General features: G+C 65.9%; 15 protein-coding genes. 5 read left to right on the top strand and 10 right to left on the bottom strand.

Annotated elements, in window-relative coordinates:
• Nucleotides 1–105 precede the first annotated feature (105 nt).
• From glnA (WFH00_RS04590) to WFH00_RS04575, 4 genes are all read left to right on the top strand, one after another.
• Complete coding sequence (gene glnA / locus WFH00_RS04590; protein WP_336659453.1) at nt 106–1,443, top strand: type I glutamate--ammonia ligase; 1,338 nt, start codon at nt 106–108, stop codon at nt 1,441–1,443.
• 19 nt (nt 1,444–1,462) lie between these two features.
• Complete coding sequence (locus WFH00_RS04585; RefSeq protein ID WP_336659452.1) at nt 1,463–4,501, top strand: bifunctional [glutamine synthetase] adenylyltransferase/[glutamine synthetase]-adenylyl-L-tyrosine phosphorylase; 3,039 nt, start codon at nt 1,463–1,465, stop codon at nt 4,499–4,501.
• Between the two features lie 427 nt (nt 4,502–4,928).
• Nucleotides 4,929–5,165, top strand: a complete 237-nt coding sequence (locus tag WFH00_RS04580) for a hypothetical protein (protein ID WP_336659451.1) — start codon at nt 4,929–4,931, stop codon at nt 5,163–5,165.
• 1 nt (nt 5,166) lies between these two features.
• Complete coding sequence (locus tag WFH00_RS04575) at nt 5,167–5,637, top strand: BLUF domain-containing protein (RefSeq protein WP_336659450.1); 471 nt, start codon at nt 5,167–5,169, stop codon at nt 5,635–5,637.
• A 980-nt stretch (nt 5,638–6,617) separates the two neighbouring features.
• On the opposite strand, the gene WFH00_RS04570 is transcribed toward WFH00_RS04575, so the two are convergent.
• The 10 genes from WFH00_RS04570 to lpdA form a co-directional block, all read right to left on the bottom strand.
• Nucleotides 6,618–8,396: a DUF11 domain-containing protein gene (locus WFH00_RS04570; protein WP_336659449.1), complete on the bottom strand. Its 1,779-nt coding sequence runs from the start codon at nt 8,394–8,396 to the stop codon at nt 6,618–6,620.
• A gap of 307 nt (nt 8,397–8,703) precedes the next feature.
• Nucleotides 8,704–9,054, bottom strand: a complete 351-nt coding sequence (locus WFH00_RS04565; RefSeq protein ID WP_336659448.1) for a hypothetical protein — start codon at nt 9,052–9,054, stop codon at nt 8,704–8,706.
• 347 nt (nt 9,055–9,401) lie between these two features.
• Nucleotides 9,402–10,112, bottom strand: coding sequence for a hypothetical protein (locus WFH00_RS04560; protein ID WP_336659447.1), 711 nt, complete (start codon nt 10,110–10,112; stop codon nt 9,402–9,404).
• Between the two features lie 628 nt (nt 10,113–10,740).
• A complete protein-coding gene (locus WFH00_RS04555; protein WP_336659446.1) occupies nt 10,741–11,163 on the bottom strand; it encodes a hypothetical protein in 423 nt (140 codons plus the stop codon).
• 198 nt (nt 11,164–11,361) lie between these two features.
• Entirely contained in the window at nt 11,362–11,649 is a 288-nt protein-coding gene (locus tag WFH00_RS04550; protein WP_336659445.1) for a hypothetical protein, read from the bottom strand.
• A gap of 1,123 nt (nt 11,650–12,772) precedes the next feature.
• Nucleotides 12,773–14,197, bottom strand: a complete 1,425-nt coding sequence (gene glnA / locus WFH00_RS04545) for a type I glutamate--ammonia ligase (protein WP_336659443.1) — start codon at nt 14,195–14,197, stop codon at nt 12,773–12,775.
• Between the two features lie 156 nt (nt 14,198–14,353).
• The gene (locus tag WFH00_RS04540; protein ID WP_336659442.1) at nt 14,354–14,782 is read right to left on the bottom strand and encodes an RDD family protein; all 429 of its coding nucleotides are present in this window, start codon (nt 14,780–14,782) and stop codon (nt 14,354–14,356) included.
• A 3-nt stretch (nt 14,783–14,785) separates the two neighbouring features.
• The gene (locus WFH00_RS04535) at nt 14,786–15,475 is read right to left on the bottom strand and encodes a DUF4191 domain-containing protein (RefSeq protein ID WP_336659441.1); all 690 of its coding nucleotides are present in this window, start codon (nt 15,473–15,475) and stop codon (nt 14,786–14,788) included.
• 785 nt (nt 15,476–16,260) lie between these two features.
• A complete protein-coding gene (sucB, locus tag WFH00_RS04530) occupies nt 16,261–18,063 on the bottom strand; it encodes a 2-oxoglutarate dehydrogenase, E2 component, dihydrolipoamide succinyltransferase (RefSeq protein ID WP_336659440.1) in 1,803 nt (600 codons plus the stop codon).
• Nucleotides 18,064–18,103: 40 nt separating this feature from the next.
• On the bottom strand, nt 18,104–19,477 hold the full coding sequence (lpdA, locus tag WFH00_RS04525; protein WP_336659438.1) for a dihydrolipoyl dehydrogenase: 1,374 nt from the start codon (nt 19,475–19,477) through the stop codon (nt 18,104–18,106).
• A 164-nt stretch (nt 19,478–19,641) separates the two neighbouring features.
• On the opposite strand from lpdA, the gene WFH00_RS04520 reads away from it, so the two are divergent.
• The gene (locus WFH00_RS04520; RefSeq protein WP_336659436.1) at nt 19,642–20,577 is read left to right on the top strand and encodes a proteasome assembly chaperone family protein; all 936 of its coding nucleotides are present in this window, start codon (nt 19,642–19,644) and stop codon (nt 20,575–20,577) included.
• Nucleotides 20,578–20,804: the final 227 nt, after the last annotated feature.

Here is a 20,804-nt window from a genome sequence, read left to right as displayed (position 1 = left end):
CGGCGGCCGTAACACGATTGTCACCGGTGCTCGATAGTCTGAACGCAGTCATCGCACGCGGAGCGGGATCACCCTCCGGGCGAGGCGTCGACGAGCGGAGGTAGCGTGAGCAAGCAGCGCGATTTTGTTCTGCGAACGATTGAGGAGCGCGGAGTGCGCTTCGTGCGGCTCTGGTTCAGCGATGTGTCAGGCACGTTGAAGTCCGTGGCGCTCGCGCCCGCGGAGGTGGAGAGCGCGTTCAGCGAGGGCATCGGCTTCGACGGGTCTGCGATTGAGGGGCTGACGCGGGCGTACGAGTCCGATCTGCTCGCGGTGCCGGATCCCTCGACGTTTCAGCTCCTGCCGTGGCGGAGCCAGACCGCCCCGACCGCGCGCATGTTCTGCGATATCCGCACGCCGAACGGCGAGCCGGCCGTCGCAGACCCGCGGAACGTGCTCAAGCGCACGCTCGCCCTCGCTGCCGAGGAGGGGTTCTCGTTCTACACGCACCCCGAGATCGAGTTCTATCTGCTGAAGTCCAAGGAGTTCGACGAGCGCGGGCCGGTGCCGGTCGACCGAGCGGGCTACTTCGACAACGTTCCCGGCGGCACGGCGCACGACTTCCGCCGCGAGAGCGTCAACATGCTCGAGGAGCTCGGGATCTCGGTGGAGTTCAGCCACCACGAGGCAGGCCCCGGCCAGAACGAGATCGATCTGCGCTATGCGGACGCGCTCACTACCGCCGACAACATCATGACGTTCCGCACGGTCGTGAAGGAGGTCGCGATCTCGCAGGGGGTGCACGCGACCTTCATGCCGAAGCCGCTCGCGGGCCATCCGGGCTCGGGCATGCACACGCACCTGTCGCTCCTTGAGGGCGATTCGAACGCGTTCTACGACGCCGGCGCGCGCTATCAGATCTCGCAGACCGGCCGCCGCTTCATCGCGGGGTTGCTCCGCCACGCGCCCGAAATCACCGCGGTGACGAACCAGTACATCAACTCGTACAAGCGACTGTGGGGGGGCGATGAGGCGCCGTCGTTCGTGAGCTGGGGGCACAACAACCGCTCAGCGCTCGTGCGCGTACCGATGTACAAGCCGGGCAAGGGCGACGCGGCCCGCGTCGAGTACCGCGGCATGGACAGCGCGGTGAACCCGTACCTGGGATTCTCGATGCTGCTCGCCGCCGGTCTCAAGGGCATTCGCGAAGAGTACGAGCTGCCGCCGGAGGCGGAGAACAACGTGTGGGCGCTCAGTGACGGGGAGCGTCGCGCGATGGGCTTCGATCCGCTGCCGACGAGCCTGGACCACGCGCTCGCGGTCATGGAGCGCTCGGAACTCGTCGCCGAGACACTCGGTGAGCAGGTCTTCGCGTACTTCATCCGCGACAAGCGCCGCGAGGTCGCGGAGTACCGAAGCCAGGTGACGCCGTACGAGCTCAGCTCGATGCTCGACACGATCTGAGCGGGCGCAGGGCAGGCGTATGGCACGGGATCAGTCAGCGATCACGCTCTCGGCCGCGGCTCGAGCGGGCTTTCAAGATCTCGGTGAAGCGCGCGATGCGCTGACTGAGCTCAGCGACCGTCTCGGCCAGGCGCCGGCGGCACTGCTCGAAGCGTTCTCCGGCGCGGCCGATCCGGATGCCGCCCTGCAGCGCGTGCGCTCGCTTGCCGATGAGCACCGCGATGCACTTGCGACAGTCGAGGCTGGTGACTTGGCACTGCTGTGTGTGCTCTTCGGCGCGTCACCGGCGCTCGGCGATTTCTTCGTACGCCGACCGAAGCGCCTGCCCGAGATTCTGAGGTCCGGAGGCGGGGTCGTCACTGCGGCTCGCGCCCACGATGAGCTGCAGGAGGCGGTGCAGGATCCGCACACCGGCGAAACCCTGCACGCCGAGGCGGGATGGGTCGCCCTCCGCGCACGCTATCGCGAGCTACTCGCCGAACTCATGCTGTACGACCTGACCGCGGGGCGCGAGGGGCGAGCGGCGGAGGTGTTCGAGTCGGTGGCCTCGTCACTGTCGGGCCTCGCGGCAGCCGCGATCGATGCGTCGCTCGCCGTGGCGCGCGCCTCATGCGCGGCGGGGAGCTCCGGCACACCGATCAGCCGCGAGCGGCTCGACGCCGTGCGACTCGGCATCGTGGCGATGGGCAAGTGCGGCGCGGAAGAGCTCAACGTCGTGTCCGACGTCGACGTCATTTTCGTCGTCGAGAGTGCGGACGCCGAAGTGCTCGACGGCGACGCACTCGTGCGCGTCGGCACGCGTCTTGCGAGCGAGGTCATGCGGGGTATCCACGACCCGGCCGTCGAGCCGCCGCTCTGGCAGCTCGACGCGAACCTCCGACCCGAGGGCCGACACGGCGCACTCGTGCGGACCCTCGGATCGATGCGTAGCTACTACGAGCGCTGGGCGAAAGCGTGGGAATTCCAGGCGCTGCTCAAGGCGCGACCTCTCGCCGGCGACCTCGCGATTGCCGGGGAGTTCGTGGCCCAGACCCGCGATGCGGTGTGGGCCTCCGCGTCGCGCGAGGACTTCGTCGGCTCGGTGCAGCGCATGCGTGAGCGCGTCACGGAGCACATCTCGGATGATGAGCTCGAGGTGCAGCTGAAGCTCGGGCCGGGCGGGCTGCGAGATATCGAGTTCAGCGCCCAGCTGCTGCAGCTCGTGCACGGGCAATACGACACGCGCTTGCACGTGCGCGGCACGCTCCCCGCCCTCCGTGCGCTCGTCGCGGGCGGCTACGTTGCGCGCAGCGACGGTGAGCGGCTCGCAGAGGATTACCGCTTCCTCCGCGTGCTCGAGCATCGCCTGCAGTTGCGCGCCCTGCGGCGCACCGCCATCATGCCGACCGACGAGCACGGCCTGCGCGTACTCGCCCGCGCCACCGGACTCGCGACCAGTGCGAACGGACTTCGCGAGCGGTGGGAGCGCACGAAGCTCGAGGTGCGCGAGCTCCACCTGAAGATCTTCTACGCGCCGCTGCTCAGCGCCGTCGCCGCGCTGCCGGAAGAGGAGCTGGTGCTCGGCAGCGATGAGGCCCGCGTACGTCTGCTGAGCATCGGCTTCCGCGATCCTGACGGAGCTATGCGACACATGATTGCGCTCACCCGAGGCACCACGCGTCGCTCGCGTATTCAGCGCAACCTCATGCCGGTGCTGCTCCGCTGGCTCGCAGACGGCACCGACCCCGATTTCGGTCTGCTCGCCTTCCGTCGAGTGAGTGAGGCGAACCGCGAGTCGCCCTGGTACCTGCGGTTGCTCCGCGACGGCACCGAAGCGGCCGAGCGCCTAACCCGCGTGCTCGCGAATTCCCGGTACGCCGCGGAGTTGCTCGAAACCATCCCGGAGGCCGTCGCCTGGCTCGAACGGGACGATCGGCTGCAGCCGATGCCCCTGGCCACGCTCTTCGAGGAGATGCGCGCGATCGCATCGCGACGCGCAGGCCTCGACTCCGCAGCATCCGCACTCCGGATCGTGCATCGGCGCGAGATCCTCAGGCTCGCGATGGGCCGCCTCGTCGGGGTGATCGATGACGCGCAGGTCGCGGCCGGACTCGACGCCGCGCATACTGCACTGCTCGATGCCCTCTTGCTCGCAGTGCGCGCGGAGCCTCGAGATCGTAGCGCAGCGTCCGCACCACCGCTCGAGCTCGCGCTCATCGGGATGGGACGCTACGGGGGGAGCGAGCTCGGCTTCGCGTCCGACATCGACGTCGTCGCCGTCTACCGCGCGCCGGAGGGGTCGCCTCGGGAGGTCGCCGCGAAGGAGGCGACCCGTCTCGTGTCCGAGCTCCGTCGAGCGGTTGCGGATCCGCGATTCCCGGTCGACCTCGACTTCGATCTCCGGCCGGAGGGCAAGAACGGGCCGCTCGTGAGAAGCCTCGAGTCCTATCGCGCGTACTACGGGCGCTGGTCGGTGACCTGGGAAGCGCAGGCGCTTCTGCGCGCCCGACCGGTCGCGGGCGACGCGGGGCTCGGACGCGACTTCATCGCGCTCGCTGACGAGATTCGCTATCCCCAGAGCTTCGGCGATGCCGCGACCCGAGAGGTGCGCCGTATCAAGGCGCGCGTCGAAGCCGAGCGACTGCCCCGCGGCGCGGATCCGAAGCGGCACCTCAAGCTCGGTCCTGGCGGAATCAGCGATGTCGAGTGGTTGGTGCAGCTCCTGCAACTTCGACAGGGCGCACGGCATGCCGAACTGCGCACCGTCTCTACGCTCGGGGCGCTGCGAGCCGCGCGCGACTTGGGCCTATTGAGCGAAGACGACGGCGGGCACCTGCTCGACTCCTGGACCTTCGCGAGCAGCGTCCGCTCAGCACTCAAGCTGTGGACCGGTCGCGGATCCGACTCGCTGCCGACTGACTGGAACGATCTCGCGGGCATTGCGGGAGTGCTGGGCCGATCGCGCGAACACACGTCGGATCTCGAAGAACACTGGTTCGCGGTCTCTCGGCGGGCGAGGGCGGTGTTCGAACGGGAGTTTTTCGGGTACGAGGAAGAGCCTCGGTTCCCGCTGCACTAAGCCCACGGGGCTCCGTGCACTCATCTCTCGCTGCGGGTCGCTGTGCGTCGCCGCGAGTTGCTGCACGTCGCCGCGAGCTGTTTGCACACAGTTCACTTTCAGGTCTAGCGCACTTCGTTACCGAAGTGTAACTTTATCGTTATGCAGTACTTGAGAATCTTCCTTGAGGCGTTGCTCGCTGAAGACGGCGCCGAGTTCGACGACGAACTGGAATCCTAGGCGTCTCGACGCTCCGTGACCGGCGGTCGCGGAGCTCTGCACGCTGCGTTCTGCGGCGGTGCGTTCGAGAAGTAGGTCGACAACTGTGACAAGGCGTTGACAGTCGCATAGGTGCCATCGCGCCGATACGCTTTTTGGGTGGCTACAACCCGACCGGGTTTTTCGGCACCAGCTCGGTGCCATGCACGCGCCACGGGAAGGCTCAGGTATGAGCATTGTCCTTCCGCCCCGGACTGAAGTGACGTGGGCGAAAGTTGAAGACGGATTCTATGTGGGCAGCAGCGGCGGTGAGTTCCGCGGTTACATTGACGAGGATCCCAGCGGTCTCTTCGTCGCGAGCAATATGTTCTCGCGCGTTATCGGGGAATTCGCGGCGCTGAGCGATGCGATGCGCGCGGTCGACACGGCTCATGAGCAGAGCGGCGTGCACGGAGAGGTGAACTGAGATGGACCTAGAAACCCGCCACCCCGGCGCGCTGAAATTCCTGGTGTACACGAGCGCTGCGATCACCAAGTTCTACGAGGACGACCTCGAGGAGCTTCTTCGCTTTGCACGCGCGGAGAACCAAGCGGCCGACATCACCGGCATCCTGCTCTACAAGAGCAATCGCTTCATCCAATTTTTGGAGGGCCCACCCGCCGCGATCGACGCGCTGATGTCGCGCATCCGGCAGGATCCGCGACACACGAACGTGCGCGTTGTCGTCGAGGAGCTCGCGCTCTCACGCCAATTCACCGATTGGAGCATGGGCTACCAGGTCTCGAAGGGCGACACGGCTCCGCTCCCGGAGGGTTTCCGCGACTCATTCGCGGACATCGAGGAGGCGCCGGACGCCTTCACGACCGGACGCGCCGCGAAGGAACTGGCGCTCTGGTTCCGCGTGCGCGCCGCTCGAGCGTCGCATCTGGCCGCGTAGGAATACGCCGAGGAGAGCGCCGAGGGCCTGCACCGGCCCCGACGCCGCCCCGCCGATACCCTCGATCGACCGGCACCGCGGACGATCGAGGTGTGGCTGAGGCTCAGGACCGTTGCGAAAGAAGCAAATGTCTCGAGAGCAGATAAGCTCTCATGCGGGGGATTTGCTTTGCTCTGGAGACCCTGTGCAATTTCATTCTCGCGCCAACGCCCTGAAGTTCGCTACCGTTGCGACCGCTATCGCGCTCGTGCTCACATCGGCGCCACCCGCCTCTGCGGAGAGCGCGGACGACGCACATTAGACGAAGCCCGCGTTCGAGGCTGTTTCTGCCCCCACAATGGATCGAGCGGATCCCGCCACGGGCGACGACTCGACCGCGCCCCAAGAAGCGGTTCCTGTCCAACCATCGAGTGCGCTTCGGACCGAAATCGAGGTGCGCCTTCGGGGCGACGAAGACCCAATTCCTGCGCCGACGGAGCCTGCTGCGCCCGCCGGCCGAGACGAGATTGCCGCGGGAGAGGTCCTGGTCCTTGGCGCGCCCTCGGTGGGATCGGTGCTTCGCGCAGACCTTGAAGGGTGGGATCCCGATGTCACCCTGGCGTTCACCTGGCTCCGCGATGGCGTGCCGTTGCCCGGGGCGGTGAGCGATGAGCTGACGATCTCGGCGGAGGACGCCGGCACCGAGCTCGCCATGCGCGTGACTGCCGTGGCGGACGGCGCTGCGCCCGTGACGGTCGAGTCTCGTCCCGTGCTGGTGCCCGGGGATGTAGCAGCCGCTGAGCCGACGGTCACCGGGACCCTCGTCGTCGGGAAGACTCTGACTGTCCGTCCCGGCTCCTGGGCTGAGAGAACGACGTTTACCTCGCTGTACTCGCGGATGAACTGGTCGGCTGTCTCCGCGGGATCCTCGGCGCGGTCGAGCGCCGCGTTTGCCTTGGCCGTGAACAGGCGACGGAATCGGGTCCAGAGGGTATTCTTCTTCATCGGTCCTCCTTGTCGGTGGGTACGGTCGTGCGGGCGCCCAGAGCGCGCTGCGCGAGTTCCGCGAACACCTGGTCGCCGAGGTCGTGCAACTCGTCGGCCGCCATCTGGGCGAGGGGCTTGGCGAGAGTCACCTTTGCGTACGGCTTGCCGCTCTGCTTCGCGTTCTCCGCGGTCGCGGGCTCGTCGCCTTCGAGTAGCACGATGGTGCCGTCGGGAGCGATGGATGCGCGGTAGAGGATCGACTGGGCCTTGCCGATGGACGCGACCCAGTTGCCGTCCGCGGCGGGTACGACCTCGAATACGGTGAGCCCGGAGGCCTTGTACCCGTCGAGCACGGATCCGGTGATGGTGTCGGCGACGGCTGAGTTCGCCTGGCGGGTCTCGCCCTTCGGGTAGCGGTAGACCGTGTAGTTGTTGAGCTCACCGGCTTCCATCGTGGATCCGGTGATCGTTCCGATGCCCACGATGGAGGCGCTGGTGCCGCGCGGGTTCAGGGGAGTGACGTAGTCGTGGCTCAGCTTTTTTCGCTGGCCTGTCGTGCGAGGCCGAAGTCTGCGCGGTTCGCACGGTTCGGGTCGTGCTCGTCCTTGCCGGTGTCTTCGTAGCCGACCTTCCCGAACTGCCAGTCGAAGTAGCTGCCGGTTGCCGCGGTGGATTCGCGCTGCATGGTTGCGATCGACTGCGGCCACATGCCGCTGTCCGCGACGATCACGCGTCCAGGGATTGCGCGCCGATCGTCGTCTGCGCGGCCTGAACAATAGGATCCCGAGACCAATCGCGATGCCGACAATCGCTGTAGCCGATATTGCGCCATTGGCGGATTCGTCGGCCCCAGTCGCGGCCAGGTTACCGGAGGAGATAGCAGTGGGCAGGTCGGGCGCCGAGGGAGGCGTCGGAGTCGGGGGAGGCTCGAGCGTCGGCGGCTGGGGCGGTTCCGGGGGCTCCGGCGCGACGAATGCGGTTGTCGCAGAACCTTCCGCGCTCACCGCAGTTCCGGCACCGATCGCGCCTGCTGCCGCGGTGTTCACGATCTCGCCCGCGCTGAAATCCGTTTCCGTGACCTCGTAGTCGCAGGTGAATGATTCTGATGCAGCGACCGGGATCTCCGTCGCGCTGCCCTCGAGGGTGCAGAGCGGGTCGTTGACCGTGAGCTCGGTCACCGGGACGTTTCCAGTGTTGCTCACGATCACTGTGTATGTGAGCACTTCACCGGCCTCTGAGTATGTGCTGGAGGACACGGCTTTTGTCAGCGCGATCGCGGGCGCCGGCTCGACGACCGTAACCGCCCAATCTTTAACCTCACCTGAGTCAATAGCTGCTGTCGGAAGCGGTGGCTCACCGCCGGGATGGGACAGCCGTAGCCGGAGCCATGTTTGCCCGAGCGTGCTGATCGCTGGCAGTTCGAGTTGCACAGTGCTCGTTCCTGAGCCAGCCGCGACCGGCACCTGGGTGAGTGACTCTGCTTCGTCGAATACCCCGTCGAAATCGGAGTCGATCCAGCCGACGAGCGCTGCATCCTCATCGGCCGCGTTGGTGACTGTGACCTCGACGCTTGAGGTGAAGGACTGCACCAACTTCGGTGCGGCGCTCAGCGCATCATCAACGTCCCCGTCGACGGGCAGCCCGTCCGTCTCCCGAGTCACGTCCGCACCCAGCATGAGCGGAGCCGCGAGCGTTTGCTCGTCGAAGCCCTCGAGCCCGTGGCGCGCGCCGTCGTCGGCGAGCAACGTCCCATACGATTCGGGAGCGTCTCCGAAATCGAGGGGGACCGCCATGCCAATGCATCGAGCTCCGTCGTTGATGACGGACGGGGGGACCGTCAGCGAACTCCACGAACGTTCCCGCATTGACGACGATACGAATGATCAGTCCGCTGAGATTATCCGACGCGTACAGATAACCGTCCGCGTCTGCGTACATTGCGCCGAACGTGTCCCTGCCGGAAGTCCCGACAAAACCGAGCACCGCAACCTGCTCAGTCGTCCCGGTTTCCATATCGAAGCGCTCGAGCACTGACTGGCCGCGGTCTGTGCGGAGCTGGCTGATGCCATACAGGTAGCGACCCTGCCCCGGAACGTACGCTCAGTCGGCCGACTGCCCAATACCCCCATAACTGACGTCGTCACCGGACGCTACTACCTCACCGAAGGTACTGGATCCGGGCCTCACATCGATCTGCACCCACATTCGCGTCCCGCTCTGCATGAGCCACATGAAGCCTTCAGGGTCCACATCGCCCATGTTCCAGTTGCCGATGGCCATGCCCTCGGGGAGCCCGAGCGGCTCATACTCGAGTCCGGCACCGAACCGGCCGATCCCGCCCGATCCACCGTCCCAGACGTAGAAATTGCCGTCCAGCACATTGAACCCAGCGCCGTTCACTTCGGTCGGGAGATTGCCCACGAGCTCGCTTTCCCCAGTGGCGAGATCCACAGACCACACTCCCTCCGCATGCGTCAGCAGCACTTCATTGGAGCATGCGACGGGCGGCGGGGCTGCCTGGGCAGGTGGTGCGGCGGACAGCAGGGCTATCCCTGCGAGAAGACTGCCGACGGTTAGCGCTCCAAGTACCGCTCTTGTCCCCATGAGCTTCACCTCGCCCGATCATCGCACCCCGCATGCAAGGCTCAACCTCATCCGGAACGCAGACGGCGGGGCTCGACATTATGCGGCGCCACACTGCATCAGATCTGAAGGGTCAGATCGTTACCCTCTCTGGACAACCTGGTCAACAGCACCTCTGCATGTAGCAAAGCCACGGCCACTGAACACTGCATCGCTCACGGCCCGAGCCGCATGACGCTGTTGCGTGCTGCGGGGTTGTGCTCGCGGTCGTAGACGTTCACCGTTTCAGCACGCCGCCACCGCCCCGCGCGCATGATCTCCTCAGTCGGTTTACCGTTCCGCCGCGCCTGCGTGACGTGCCCGGCGCGCAGCGAGTGGAAGCCGTACCCGTCCGCTCCAATGCCCACGCCTTCGAGCCGGACGAGCAGCATCGCGTGGAGGGCGTCGCCGGAGACACCCCGGTCGTGGATCCTGGCGCTGTGCCGGTTGCGGTACACCGCGCGGAGGAGCGGCGCGCTCGAGCGGAAGTCCTCGGGCTTCGCGAGCGGCGCCCGCTTGCTGCCGGGCTTCCCGCAGACGTGGCCGTTCCACTGCACCTCGCGGAGGAGCCGCGCAACGTCGGTGACCCAGGCGGCGTTTCCCGCGCGCTCGGCTCGGAGGAGCGCGACCCACCGGTGGACGGCGCACGGCGCGCAGGTGCTCGGCCGCTCACTGTAGGGGAGCACGACGACATCGGGCAGCACGTTCTCCTGGTCGGTCTTCGACTTGCCGACGTGGACATGAACGCCGTCCTGGCGCTGCAGCTCGAGGCTGTCGAGCCTGAGCGCCGCGACCTCGCCGCGGCGGAGCGCGCCGGCGAACCCTAGCCATATCGCGAGAGTGTCGCGCCCGGAGCTGATGCCGGCAGGGAAGGAGCGGTGATCCATCGCACGGATCACCCGGCGCACGTCGTCGAGCAGCGCCCGGCGCGCGCCGCGCCGGGCGCTGCGGCGACTTCTTCTGGTGGCCGCGCAGCAGGTCCTCGACCCCGCGGTGCCTGCCGGGGTCGAGGTGACCTTCACGAAGGTGCCGCTCTGCGATCGCTGCGAGCCGCTGCCTGATCGTGGACATTGAGTACGGCTCGCGGCTGCTGCCGGAGACCATCGAGGCGCAGAACCAGCGGACAGTCTCCGGGAGCGCGGGGAGAGGCTGCAGTCCGTGCTCGGCGCAGAACGCGGTGAACGCGCGCCACCCCTGCTCGTGCGCGCGCCGCGTCGCCGGAGCGTGCGCGTGGGACTCGATCTCGCGGCTGAGGAGTTCCAGCTCGTGGAGCTGCCCGGTGCCATCGACGAGCGTGACGGGCGCAGAGGCCCGCGCGACAGATGTTGGACCCCCAGTATGGCCAGGTTGTTGGTTCGTAACTACCTCCTGGTGAGACTGATCTCGCGTAGAGGCCCGGCCTACGGCTGTCGACGGGCGCGACAATCGGGCGGGCGCGGTCGGCCTTATGGATCACACCCACCCGGCTGCCACGCTGTTACGCGTCAAGATACGACGGTGATGTTGACCTACTGCCTACTCTGGAAGCACATGATCAGGACTCACAGCGCCCGCGACCGGGAGGCCAAAACACTCCCTGGCGTTGAGCACCGGCTGGGAGAGCAGATTGTCTGCAAGCTCGCCGCCGCAGCCGACAAGGGTGAAAGCGAGATCGGGCTCTGAACACACGACAAATCTATGGTCGTCTGCCCAAAGAAACGACTGCGGGAGGAATCCTCCTTCATCATTCGAGGCATCAACGAAAGAGCATTCCGATAGCTGGCCTGAGCCGATGAAGTACGGGAGCCTAGCTTCAGTAGACAGGTATCCCTTCTCGACCAACTTTTCTCCCGCGGCAGCGCCCAGGAAACCGCCATATCTCGCGAACGAGCATGCCACATCGGCCCCATAGGACTCGATGAGCGCGCGATCGAGAGTACGCGCCTGGTCTTCACTCATGTCCTCATCGGCTGCGTCCGGCCCCGTGAACGGCATCGCGGTGTCGCCCGTCTCGGTCGTCCCCGGATGCAAAATTGCTATGCAGCGAGGGTACGCCGCCGGCAGAAATCCGTCATCCGCCTTTGCCCAGCCAGAAAACCACATGACCTGCGGGCGTGCAGCCGACCTCACCAATCTGCACCTTGCCTCTGTCGCTCACTATCCGGCAACACACTTCCCTTTCTTAGAGCCAGACGCCGCCAGCTTGAACTTGAGCTTCTTGCTGAACTTGCTGTACGAACCAGTCGTGGGTTTGTATCCTGCTGGCCACGTTACCTTGTAAGATCCCTTCGCCTGGAACGTCTGAGCCTTCTTCACGCAGCTCAAGTCGCCGCCAGTGCTGGCTGTCTTCTTCGCCGACTTCATGCTCAACGCACCTACTCGACCGTTGGTCGTAGTCATCTTCGATTTCGCAACGATCTTCACCTTGGAGGCGTCAGTGCCCACACACGTTACTTTGAGGTGAGCATTGATCTTTTTGTAGCCCGATGACTTACTGGGGTGCGGGTTGTCATACGCGCTCTTACAGCCGAGCACCGCTCCCGAAGCAGAGACCGCTTTAAGAGTGCCAGGTTCGAAAGTCTCGGGTGAAGCGTGCGCAAATGCTGAGCTCTGTGGGGCGGTAGTCGGCCCGCGTGACGCTGATCCGGGAGCCGCGTGCGCGGCCGTTCCGCTGAAGAGCATCGCCCCAACGATTCCGACTGCAAGGGTGCTTTTGCTTACTCGCGCTGACAAGGACGTACCGACAGTTTGTCTCATGGATGAAACTTGGCGCACTGGCACCAACAGCCCTCTCGGGAGTGAGGCTTGTCGGTATCGAAGACGACTGCGTTAAGTGATCGGGAAAACGACTATGCAGCGCCGAGCCATGTATTGCGGCGAGCACCTAACTGGAGTCTGCGTCGACCCCCTTACTGCGCGCCTCTCAGCGGAGCGGGCAGCACCCATCGCAACTGCTCGAGAGACGGGTCTCTGATAAGTGCAATTCTCATGGCATGGAGATCGTAGGACGACGGATTCCCGAGACCGACTGCGGCTCGGTCGCCTCACCTAGAAACGATGCGACTCAGTATCCGGCTTGGCAAATTAAGCACGGACTCGGTGCGCCCCCAGACCGAATCCTGCCGAGGGGCGTGCAGACGAGCGAGCAAGAAGCGCGTCAATTACTCGAAGGACTGATCAGCGACGAGCGCGATCCGTGGTCGTTCACGCCGCGCTGACCGCCGCTCCGGCGCCAGAGAAAATCACGAGTGGATAGAGTCGCGCACTGCCACGCGGAGGCGGCATCAGACGAAATCTACCGCGCGACATCGGCCGGCATCGCGGCCCGGCTCAGCAGCTTCGAGATGCTCCCTGGAGCACGAAAAAGCGCCTCACCCGATGCGAGCAGATGAGGCGCTTTTCACGACCCGTTGCGGATGCGATCCGGACGTAAGCTGGACGTATCACAACCGATTTTGATGGATTTTGATGTACTTAGATGTAGGTCAGATTTCTTCGAAGTTTGACTCTACGACTGGTATCGGGGCAGAAATTCCAGGTCAGAGGCCATACCCGATTTTGCCCGCTCTTACACGCCGTAGTAGAGCTCGAACTCGAACGGGTGCGGGCGCAGCGCCATCGGCGCGATCTCGCACTCGCGCTTGAATGCGATCCAGGTCTCCACGAGCTCCTCCGTGAAGACTCCGCCCTCGAGAAGGAACTGGTGATCCGCCTCGAGCGCCGCAAGCGCCTCCTCGAGCGATCCCGGCACCTGAGGAATGTTCTTCGCCTCCTCCGGGGGCAGCTCGTAGAGGTCCTTGTCGATCGGCTCCATCGGCTCGATGCGATTGCGGATGCCGTCGAGGCCCGCCATCATCTGCGCGGCGAACGCGAGGTACGGGTTGCCCGAGGCGTCGGGAGCGCGGAACTCGATGCGCTTCGCCTTCGGGTTCGATCCGGTGAGGGGGATCCGCACCGCCGCGGAGCGGTTGCCCGCCGAGTACGCGAGGTTCACCGGTGCTTCGTACCCCTTGACGAGGCGGCGGTAGCTGTTGATCGTCGGGTTCGTGAACGCGAGCAGCGCGGGGGCGTGGTGCAGGATCCCGCCGATGTACCAGCGAGCGATGTCCGAGAGCTGCGCGTACCCGTTCTCGTCGTAGAAGAGCGGATCGCCACCCTTCCAGAGCGACATGTGGGTGTGCATGCCTGAGCCGTTGTCGCCGAATACCGGCTTCGGCATGAACGTCGCGGTCTTGCCCCACAGCTCGGCCGTGTTCTTCACGATGTACTTGAACTTGAGCACGTCGTCCGCGGCCTTCACGAGCGTGTCGAAGCGGTAGTTGATCTCGGCCTGCCCAGGCGCGCCCACCTCGTGGTGCGAGCGCTCGAGCTCGAGGCCCGCCTCGATGAGTCGCAGCGAGATGTCGTCGCGCAGATCCGCCTGCTTATCGACGGGGGAGACCGGGAAGTACCCGCCCTTTTCGGGGGTGACGTTACCGAGGTTGCCGCCCTCGATCTCGCGAGCCGAGTTCCAGCTCGCCTCCTCCGAGTCGATCTCGAACATCGTGCGGCGCGGCGTCGTCTCGTAACGCACGGAATCGAGGATGTAGAACTCCGCCTCCGGGGCGAAGAACGCGGTGTCGGCGATGCCCGTCGAGATCAGGTACTGCTCGGCCTTCTTCGCGACCTGGCGCGGATCCTTGGAGTAGATCTCGCCGGTGCGCGGGTTGAAGATATCGCAGATCACGATGAGGGTGCGCTCGGCGCGGAACTGATCGATGTACGCCGTCGTCACGTCGGGGATCAGCTGCATGTCCGATTCCGCGATGCCCGCAAAGCCGCGGATGGAGGAACCATCGAACATCTGGCCGACCTCGAAGAAATCCTCGTCAACGGTCGCCGCCGGAATGTTGAAGTGCTGCTGCACCCCCGGCAGGTCCGTGAAGCGAATATCGACGAACTTAACGTCGGTTTCCTTGATGAAGTCGATGACTTCCTGCGGGGTGGTGAACATGCTGCTCCTGAGGTTCATTTCGGCCGGCAATCGGATCGTGATCCGCCGATCGTGCGTCTCTAGCCTACGCGAGCACCGTTTCGGAACCGTGAGTTCGATGTTTCCTGCGTGTTACGGCAGTGCGCTTGCGATTGAAGAACGGCTTCGACACGGTCTTCAGCTGCGGATCAGCACGGTGCCGGCGATCTTGTCGTGGAAGGCCCGTTGATCCGAGTCCCAGACGAGCACCGGAATGACGAGACAGAGGAGCAGGGTGCGCAGCACCGGACGCCACGGCCCGATCCACCCGCCTGAAATCGGAACGACGCGCATGCCGAGCAGACGGTGCCCGATAGAACCGCCGATCGTCGGGATGAAGACGATCTGCAGCACCGCGAAGATGAGCACGTTCCACAGCTCGGGGTGACGCCCGCCGATAAGGAGATAGGCCGGAAGGGCGGCGAGGGCCCAATCGATGAGGATCGCCACGACGCGCCTGCCGAACCGCGCCACCGAGCGCGGCCCCTCGTCGGGGAGACCGAGGCGCTCACCAGGCCACTGACTCGGTTCGAGGTCACCGAACCGCTGAGGTGCGGGTGCCGACATCGATCAACGGGGGCGCTGCGAGCGCATGCGGTTCGGGTCCATGCCCTTCGGGATGCCGACGGGCGCGCCCTGCAGCGCCGAGAGGCGACTGTAAACAGCGTCAACCTCCGCGCGGCTGAGCACGGGCTTCAGCTTGACGAGTGCGCGTGACAGCTTGGGGAGCGGAACACCGTCGCCGTCCGGGCCGACGTAGAGGTGCACGACGGCGACGTTGCGGAGGGCGCGCTTGACCTTGCGCTCCTCGTCCGATGCCATGCGCTGCGTGCGCTGCCGCGAACCCTCAGAAATCAGGACGACACCGCCGCGACCCACAACGCGGTAGACCGCGTCCTGGTTGCGGTTGATCGCGACCGGGACCTCGGAACCACGCCACGATCGGCGCAGGGCGCTCTGCACGACCGCGCCGACGGCGCCCGGGCGCCCCTCGATCTGCTGGTACGCCGTGCGTTCGGCGCGACGACCGAGCACGATCATGACGAGCAGAATGCCGACGAGGATGCCGGTGACGGGCCACAGAATCCACGCGAACCAGCTGCCGGGGAGGAGCCATGCGAGCAGTACCGCAACGATGATCGGGGCGACGAAGCACAGCAGCAGGATCCACGGCAGTTTCGTATCGTGGGTCTTCGTCGTGCGATAGACCTCGATCATCTGCCGGATGCGCCCGGTACGCTTCGCCTGCTCTGCTGCCATACCTTCCAGGATACCGTCTTCTGGGCGCGCGCCGCGCCGCGGCTCGCACGCTTTATGGGAGCGGGAAAGCGCCACTCAAGCGGGGCCGCTACCGCATGATTCCGGCGGCGTACGCTCTCGCGCGGATTGATGCGTGCACAGCGGCGGGCCCAGTGAGATTGCGGGAAGTTATTCACTGCAGCTCGTTTACGGGCTCCAAAGGTGCGGCCGAGGTTCCAGAGTGGAGAAAACCGGGATGGAGGCCGTCAGATGTCAGCACAGCGCCCAGCGGGCACCGGTGCCCGGCTCGCCCGCCACGCTTTGGAGTGGTGTGAGCGCGCGATGCCCGCGCGGGAGGCCGGCCGCTGCGGGGTGAATGCCACGAGAGGCGAGGAGGCACCGGATGCACGCTCGCGCGCACGAGCGGCCAGGCGCCACCGCCGACACGGACACGACGAGGGATGTGCGGGGATCGGCGCGCCGCTTCACGAGCTGCGCCGGGAGCTCCGTGGTGTCGGACCGCCCGAAGCCGCCGAGTTCGTCGCGGAAGCGATCACCGATGCGGCGCGCGAGCTCGCCCTGCGAGGTGAGCGTTGGAGTGCAGAGGACGCACGGCAGACGCTCGCTGAGTTCGTCGAGCGGCGGATCACGCCCCTGCCCAGCTCGCGGGCGTCGCCCGGGTTCGTCACGGCGACCGCTGCGCCGCTGCCGTTCGCGACCCCAGCAGGCTCAGCAACGCCCCCGACACACAGCGAAGCGCCGCGGTCGCTCCGAAGAGCAACCGCGGCGCCAGCTCGGCACGCTGCTTAGAAGCCGAGGTTGCCCTCGAACTGCCCGGCCTCGAGACGCTCGCGCACGAGCGACAGGAAGCGAGCGGCGTCGGCACCGTCGACGATTCGGTGATCGTAGGAGAGGGCCAGGTAGGCCGTCGAGCGCACGGAGATCGAGTCGCCCTCGGGCCCCGAGATAACGACGGGTTTCTTCACGACTGCACCGGTGCCCAGGATCGCGACCTGCGGGAGGAATACGAGCGGGGTGTCGAAAAGCGCTCCGCGCGAGCCGGTGTTCGTCAGCGTGAAGGTGCCACCGCTGAGCTCATCGGGAGTCAGCTTGTTGTCACGGGTGCGCGCCGCGAGATCCGCAATCTCGCCGGAGATCTGAGCGAGGTTTTTCTCGCCTGCGTCACGCAGCACGGGCGTGAGGAGGCCGCGCTCCGTGTCGACGGCGATGCTGATGTTCTCGGTGTCCGGGTACACGATCGAGTCGCCATCAACCGTGGCGTTGATGATCGGGTACGTGCGCAGCGCCTCGGCCGCGGCCAGAGCGAAGAACGGCAGGAAGGAGAGCTTCGAGCCCGTCTTCGACAGGAACTCGTCCTTCTTCTGCTGACGAAGCATCGCGATGCGGGTCACGTCGACCTCGACAACGGTCGTCAGCTGAGCCGTCGACTGCAACGAGGCGACTGCACGCTCGGAGATCACCTTGCGCAGGCGGGTCATCTTCTGGGTCGTACCGCGCAGCTCCGAGATCTCGACCTTGGGGGCGGCCGCGGGCGCAGCCGAGTCAGCGGCCGGCTGTGCGGTGCGCTTGGCAGCCTCGAGCACGTCATCCTTCCGGATGCGTCCACCGACTCCCGTGCCGGTGATCGTGGAAAGGTCGACGCCCTTCTCGTGCGCGAGCTTGCGGACGATCGGCGTGACGTAGCCGGCGTTGCTCTCCGAGGAGCTTGCGGACGAATCCGCAGCAGAAGCGGCCGGAGCCTTCTGCTCGGGAGCAGCGGGAGCCGCAGGAGCAGCTGCTTCGCGCGCGGCCGGGGCCTGCTCTGCGGCGGGTGCTGGAGCCTCGTACCCGGACGGCAGATCCTGCTTCGGTGCTTCCTGCTTCGGTGCTTCCTGCTGCGGCGCCTCCTGAGCGGCGGCCGCGGCGGGTGCCTCTGCAGGGGCGGCAGCCGGGGCCGCGCCGCTGCCTATGCGGGCGAGATCTGCGCCCACCTCGACGGTCTCGTCCTCCTGCACGAGGATCTCCTGCACGATGCCGGCGATCGGCGACGGCACCTCGGTGTCGACCTTGTCGGTCGAGACCTCGAGCAGGGGCTCGTCCACCTCGACGGTGTCGCCGACGTTCTTGAGCCAGCGCGTCACGGTGCCCTCAGTGATGCTCTCGCCGAGCGACGGAAGCTTCACGCTCTGCGAGTCGCCGGAGCCACCCGAGGCGCCCTGCGCGGGCGCTGCCGGAGCCTCATTCTGCGCCGGCGCGGCAGGCTGAGCGGGTGCGGAAGCCTCAGCCGCGGGTGCCTGCTCCTCAACGGCGGGAGCCGCAGACGACTCAGCAGGCGCCTCACTCGGAGCCTCCGATGCAGCGCTTGATCCGCTGCCATCGCCGACCTTCGCCAGCACCGCGCCGACCTCGGCCGTCTCGTCCTCCTGGACCAGGATCTCCTCGAGCACGCCCGAGACGGGCGACGGGATCTCGGTGTCCACCTTGTCGGTCGATACCTCGAGCAACGGCTCGTCCACCTCGACGGTGTCGCCGACGTTCTTCAGCCAGCGGGTCACCGTGCCCTCGGTCACGCTCTCGCCCAGTGCGGGGAGTACCACCGATTCACTCATCGTGCATTTCTCCGTTCGTAATTCTGACTGTGTGCAGCGCTTAGATGGCGTGCAGCGGCTTGCCGGCGAGCTTCAGCATGGTCTCACCGATGGTCTCGTTCTGGGTGGGGTGGCCGTGCACCAACGGAGCGACGTCCTCCGGGTAGGCTTCCCAATTCACGATGAGCTGCGCTTCTCCCACGAGCTCGCCGACGCGAGCGCCGATCATGTGCACGCCGACCACGGGGCCATCGTTGACCCGTACGGCCTTCACGCTGCCCGCAGTGCCGAGGATCGAGCTCTTCGCGTTGCCCGCGAGGTTGTACTCGTAGCTCGTCACCTGGTCGTCGCCGTAGCGCTCCTTGGCCTTCGCCTCCGTGAGACCGACCGATGCGATCTCGGGGTCGCAGTACGTCACCTTCGGAATGTTCACGTCTTGCACGACGACCGGGTTCAAGCCCGCGATCTCTTCTGCGACGAAGATGCCCTGCTGGTAGCCGCGGTGCGCGAGCTGCAGACCGGGGACGATGTCGCCGATCGCGTAGACGCCCGGCACGTTCGTCGCCAGGCGCTCGTTGGTGAGCACGAAGCCGCGGTCCATCTCGACGCCGACCTCTTCGTAACCGAGGCCCTGAGTGACCGGGCCACGACCGACAGCCACGAGCAGGTAATCGGCGTCGATCTGGGTGCCGTCCTCGAGCGAGATCGACACGCCGTCGGCGTTCTGGCTCACCGACTGGAAGCGCACGCCGAGCTTGAAGTCGATGCCGCGCTTGCGGAACGCGCGCTCGAGCTGCTTCGAGATCGACTCCTCCTCGTTGGGAACGAGGTGGGGGAGGCCTTCGATGATGGTGACCTCGGAGCCGAAGGACTTCCACACGCTCGCGAACTCGACGCCGATGACGCCACCGCCGAGAATGGCGACGCGCTTCGGGATCTCGTTGAGCTCGAGCGCCTGCTCGCTCGTGATCACGCGGCCCTCGATCGTGAGGCCCGGGAGCGACCGCGAGAAGGAGCCGGTCGCGAGCACGACGTTCTTGCCGACGATGCGGTCGGAGCCCACCTGCACAGTGTTGGCGTCGACGAGCTTGCCCTCGCCTTCGATGACGGTGATCTTGTTGGCCTTCAGCAGCCCCTGCAGCCCCTTGTACTTACCGGCGACGAGCGTCTCGCGGAACTTCGTCACGGCCGCGATATCAATGCCCGCGACGCTGGACTTCACGCCGTACGCCTCGCCATCGCGCGCGACGTCGGCGATCTCCGCCGAGTGGAGGAGCGCCTTCGTGGGCACGCACCCGCGGTGGAGACAGGTACCACCCAGCTTGTCTTTCTCGATGACTGCGGCGCTGTAGCCGAGCTGCGTCGCGCGGATCGCCGCCGCGTAACCGGCGCTGCCGCCGCCCAGAACTACAATGTCAAACTGCTGATCGGCCAAGTGGGGTCTCCCTCGGAATACTCGCAATGTGAAAGGCGTCCTGAATCGTGCCGGGCGCACCTATCTCAGCCTACACCGGCTCTACACGCTCCGATTCGGCTCCGTTTCGCTGTGGGCGTGACGAAATCGCCGTCGTTGCTTCCCGTCATTCGTAGGATTGAGGTGTGACCGATTCCATCTTCTCCGCCGACTATGCCGAGCGGCGCGCGCGCGTTCCGCGCGGGCTGCCGCTGATCGTTGCGATGCAGGGGCTGACGGACGCGGGCGGAGCGATCGCGCAGCTCGAGGAGTACCTCTGGAAGCACGGTTCACCCGAGGAGCTCGTGCGCTTCAACGCCGACATGCTGCTCGACTACCGCGCGCGGCGCCCGGTCATCACGTTCAACGAGGACCACTTCGTCGACTACGCGCCGGAAGAGCTGACGCTCACGCTGATGCACGATGAGCTCGGCGCGCCGTTCCTGCTGCTGAGCGGCTACGAGCCCGACTTCCGCTGGGAGCAGTTCATCGACACGGTGCTGCTGCTCGTGCACGAGTTCGAGGTCTCGATCACCGTGTGGTCGCACGCCATTCCGATGCCGGTGCCGCACACGCGCCCGATCTCCATGACGGTGAGCGGATCGCGCGACGATCTCATCGAGGCCCGTTCCGCCTGGAAACCGACGACCAAGCTGGCCGCATCCGCCTCGCACGTGCTCGAGTACCGACTCCACTCGCTGGGGGAGGAAGTCGCCGGGTTCGCGCTGCTCATTCCGCACTACCTCGCGAACACGGAATACCCCGACGCGCTTTATGCAGCCCTCGACGGCATCATGGCAGCGACCGGGCTGATCCTGCCCACCGATGAGGTGCGACGGCTCGCCGGCCAGTTCAACGCGCAGGTCGACAGCCAGATCGCCGAGAACGCCGAGTCACTCGAGATGGTGCGGACGCTCGAGCAGCGCTACGACGCGTACATGCAGGATCAAGAACCGCGATCGCCACTGGTCGCCGAAGACGGCACGATTCCGACGGCGGATCAGCTCGCGAGCGAGCTCGAGCGTTACCTTGCCGAGCAGCAGCGCCGTGGCTCGGACGACGACAGCACCGAGCGGCCGTAGGCGGCGCGAGAGCGAACAGCACCGAGCGGCCGTAGGCGGCGCGAGAAAGAACAGCACCGAGCGGTCGTAGAAAATAGCACTGGATCCCGCTCGCGGCAAGAAGGGGTTCCGAGACGTGCAATAATTGACTCGCAGCCCATTCAATCCGGCTTCGTATTCTCGCCCGCGGGAATACGCCGGGCTTGACATGGGTTTTCATGCTGTGAGCACTCGTCGGCGAACTTCGT

The sequence above is a fragment of the Leucobacter sp. USHLN153 genome (genome assembly GCF_037145615.1).
In the GTDB taxonomy this organism is placed as follows: Bacteria; Actinomycetota; Actinomycetes; order Actinomycetales; family Microbacteriaceae; genus Leucobacter.
Note: the sequence above shows the minus strand (reverse complement) of the source record. Positions and strands in the feature narration are given on the sequence as shown.

Coding starts and splice junctions, on each gene's coding strand:
- WFH00_RS04585 (WP_336659452.1), top strand. CDS start 1,463: ATGGCACGGGATCAGTCAGCGATCACGCTCTCGGCCGCGGCTCGAGCG.
- WFH00_RS04580 (WP_336659451.1), top strand. CDS start 4,929: ATGAGCATTGTCCTTCCGCCCCGGACTGAAGTGACGTGGGCGAAAGTT.
- WFH00_RS04575 (WP_336659450.1), top strand. CDS start 5,167: ATGGACCTAGAAACCCGCCACCCCGGCGCGCTGAAATTCCTGGTGTAC.
- WFH00_RS04570 (WP_336659449.1), bottom strand. CDS start 8,396: ATGGCGGTCCCCCTCGATTTCGGAGACGCTCCCGAATCGTATGGGACG.
- WFH00_RS04560 (WP_336659447.1), bottom strand. CDS start 10,112: ATGGATCACCGCTCCTTCCCTGCCGGCATCAGCTCCGGGCGCGACACT.
- WFH00_RS04555 (WP_336659446.1), bottom strand. CDS start 11,163: ATGAGTGAAGACCAGGCGCGTACTCTCGATCGCGCGCTCATCGAGTCC.
- glnA (WP_336659443.1), bottom strand. CDS start 14,197: ATGTTCACCACCCCGCAGGAAGTCATCGACTTCATCAAGGAAACCGAC.
- WFH00_RS04540 (WP_336659442.1), bottom strand. CDS start 14,782: ATGTCGGCACCCGCACCTCAGCGGTTCGGTGACCTCGAACCGAGTCAG.
- WFH00_RS04535 (WP_336659441.1), bottom strand. CDS start 15,475: ATGGCAGCAGAGCAGGCGAAGCGTACCGGGCGCATCCGGCAGATGATC.
- sucB (WP_336659440.1), bottom strand. CDS start 18,063: ATGAGTGAATCGGTGGTACTCCCCGCACTGGGCGAGAGCGTGACCGAG.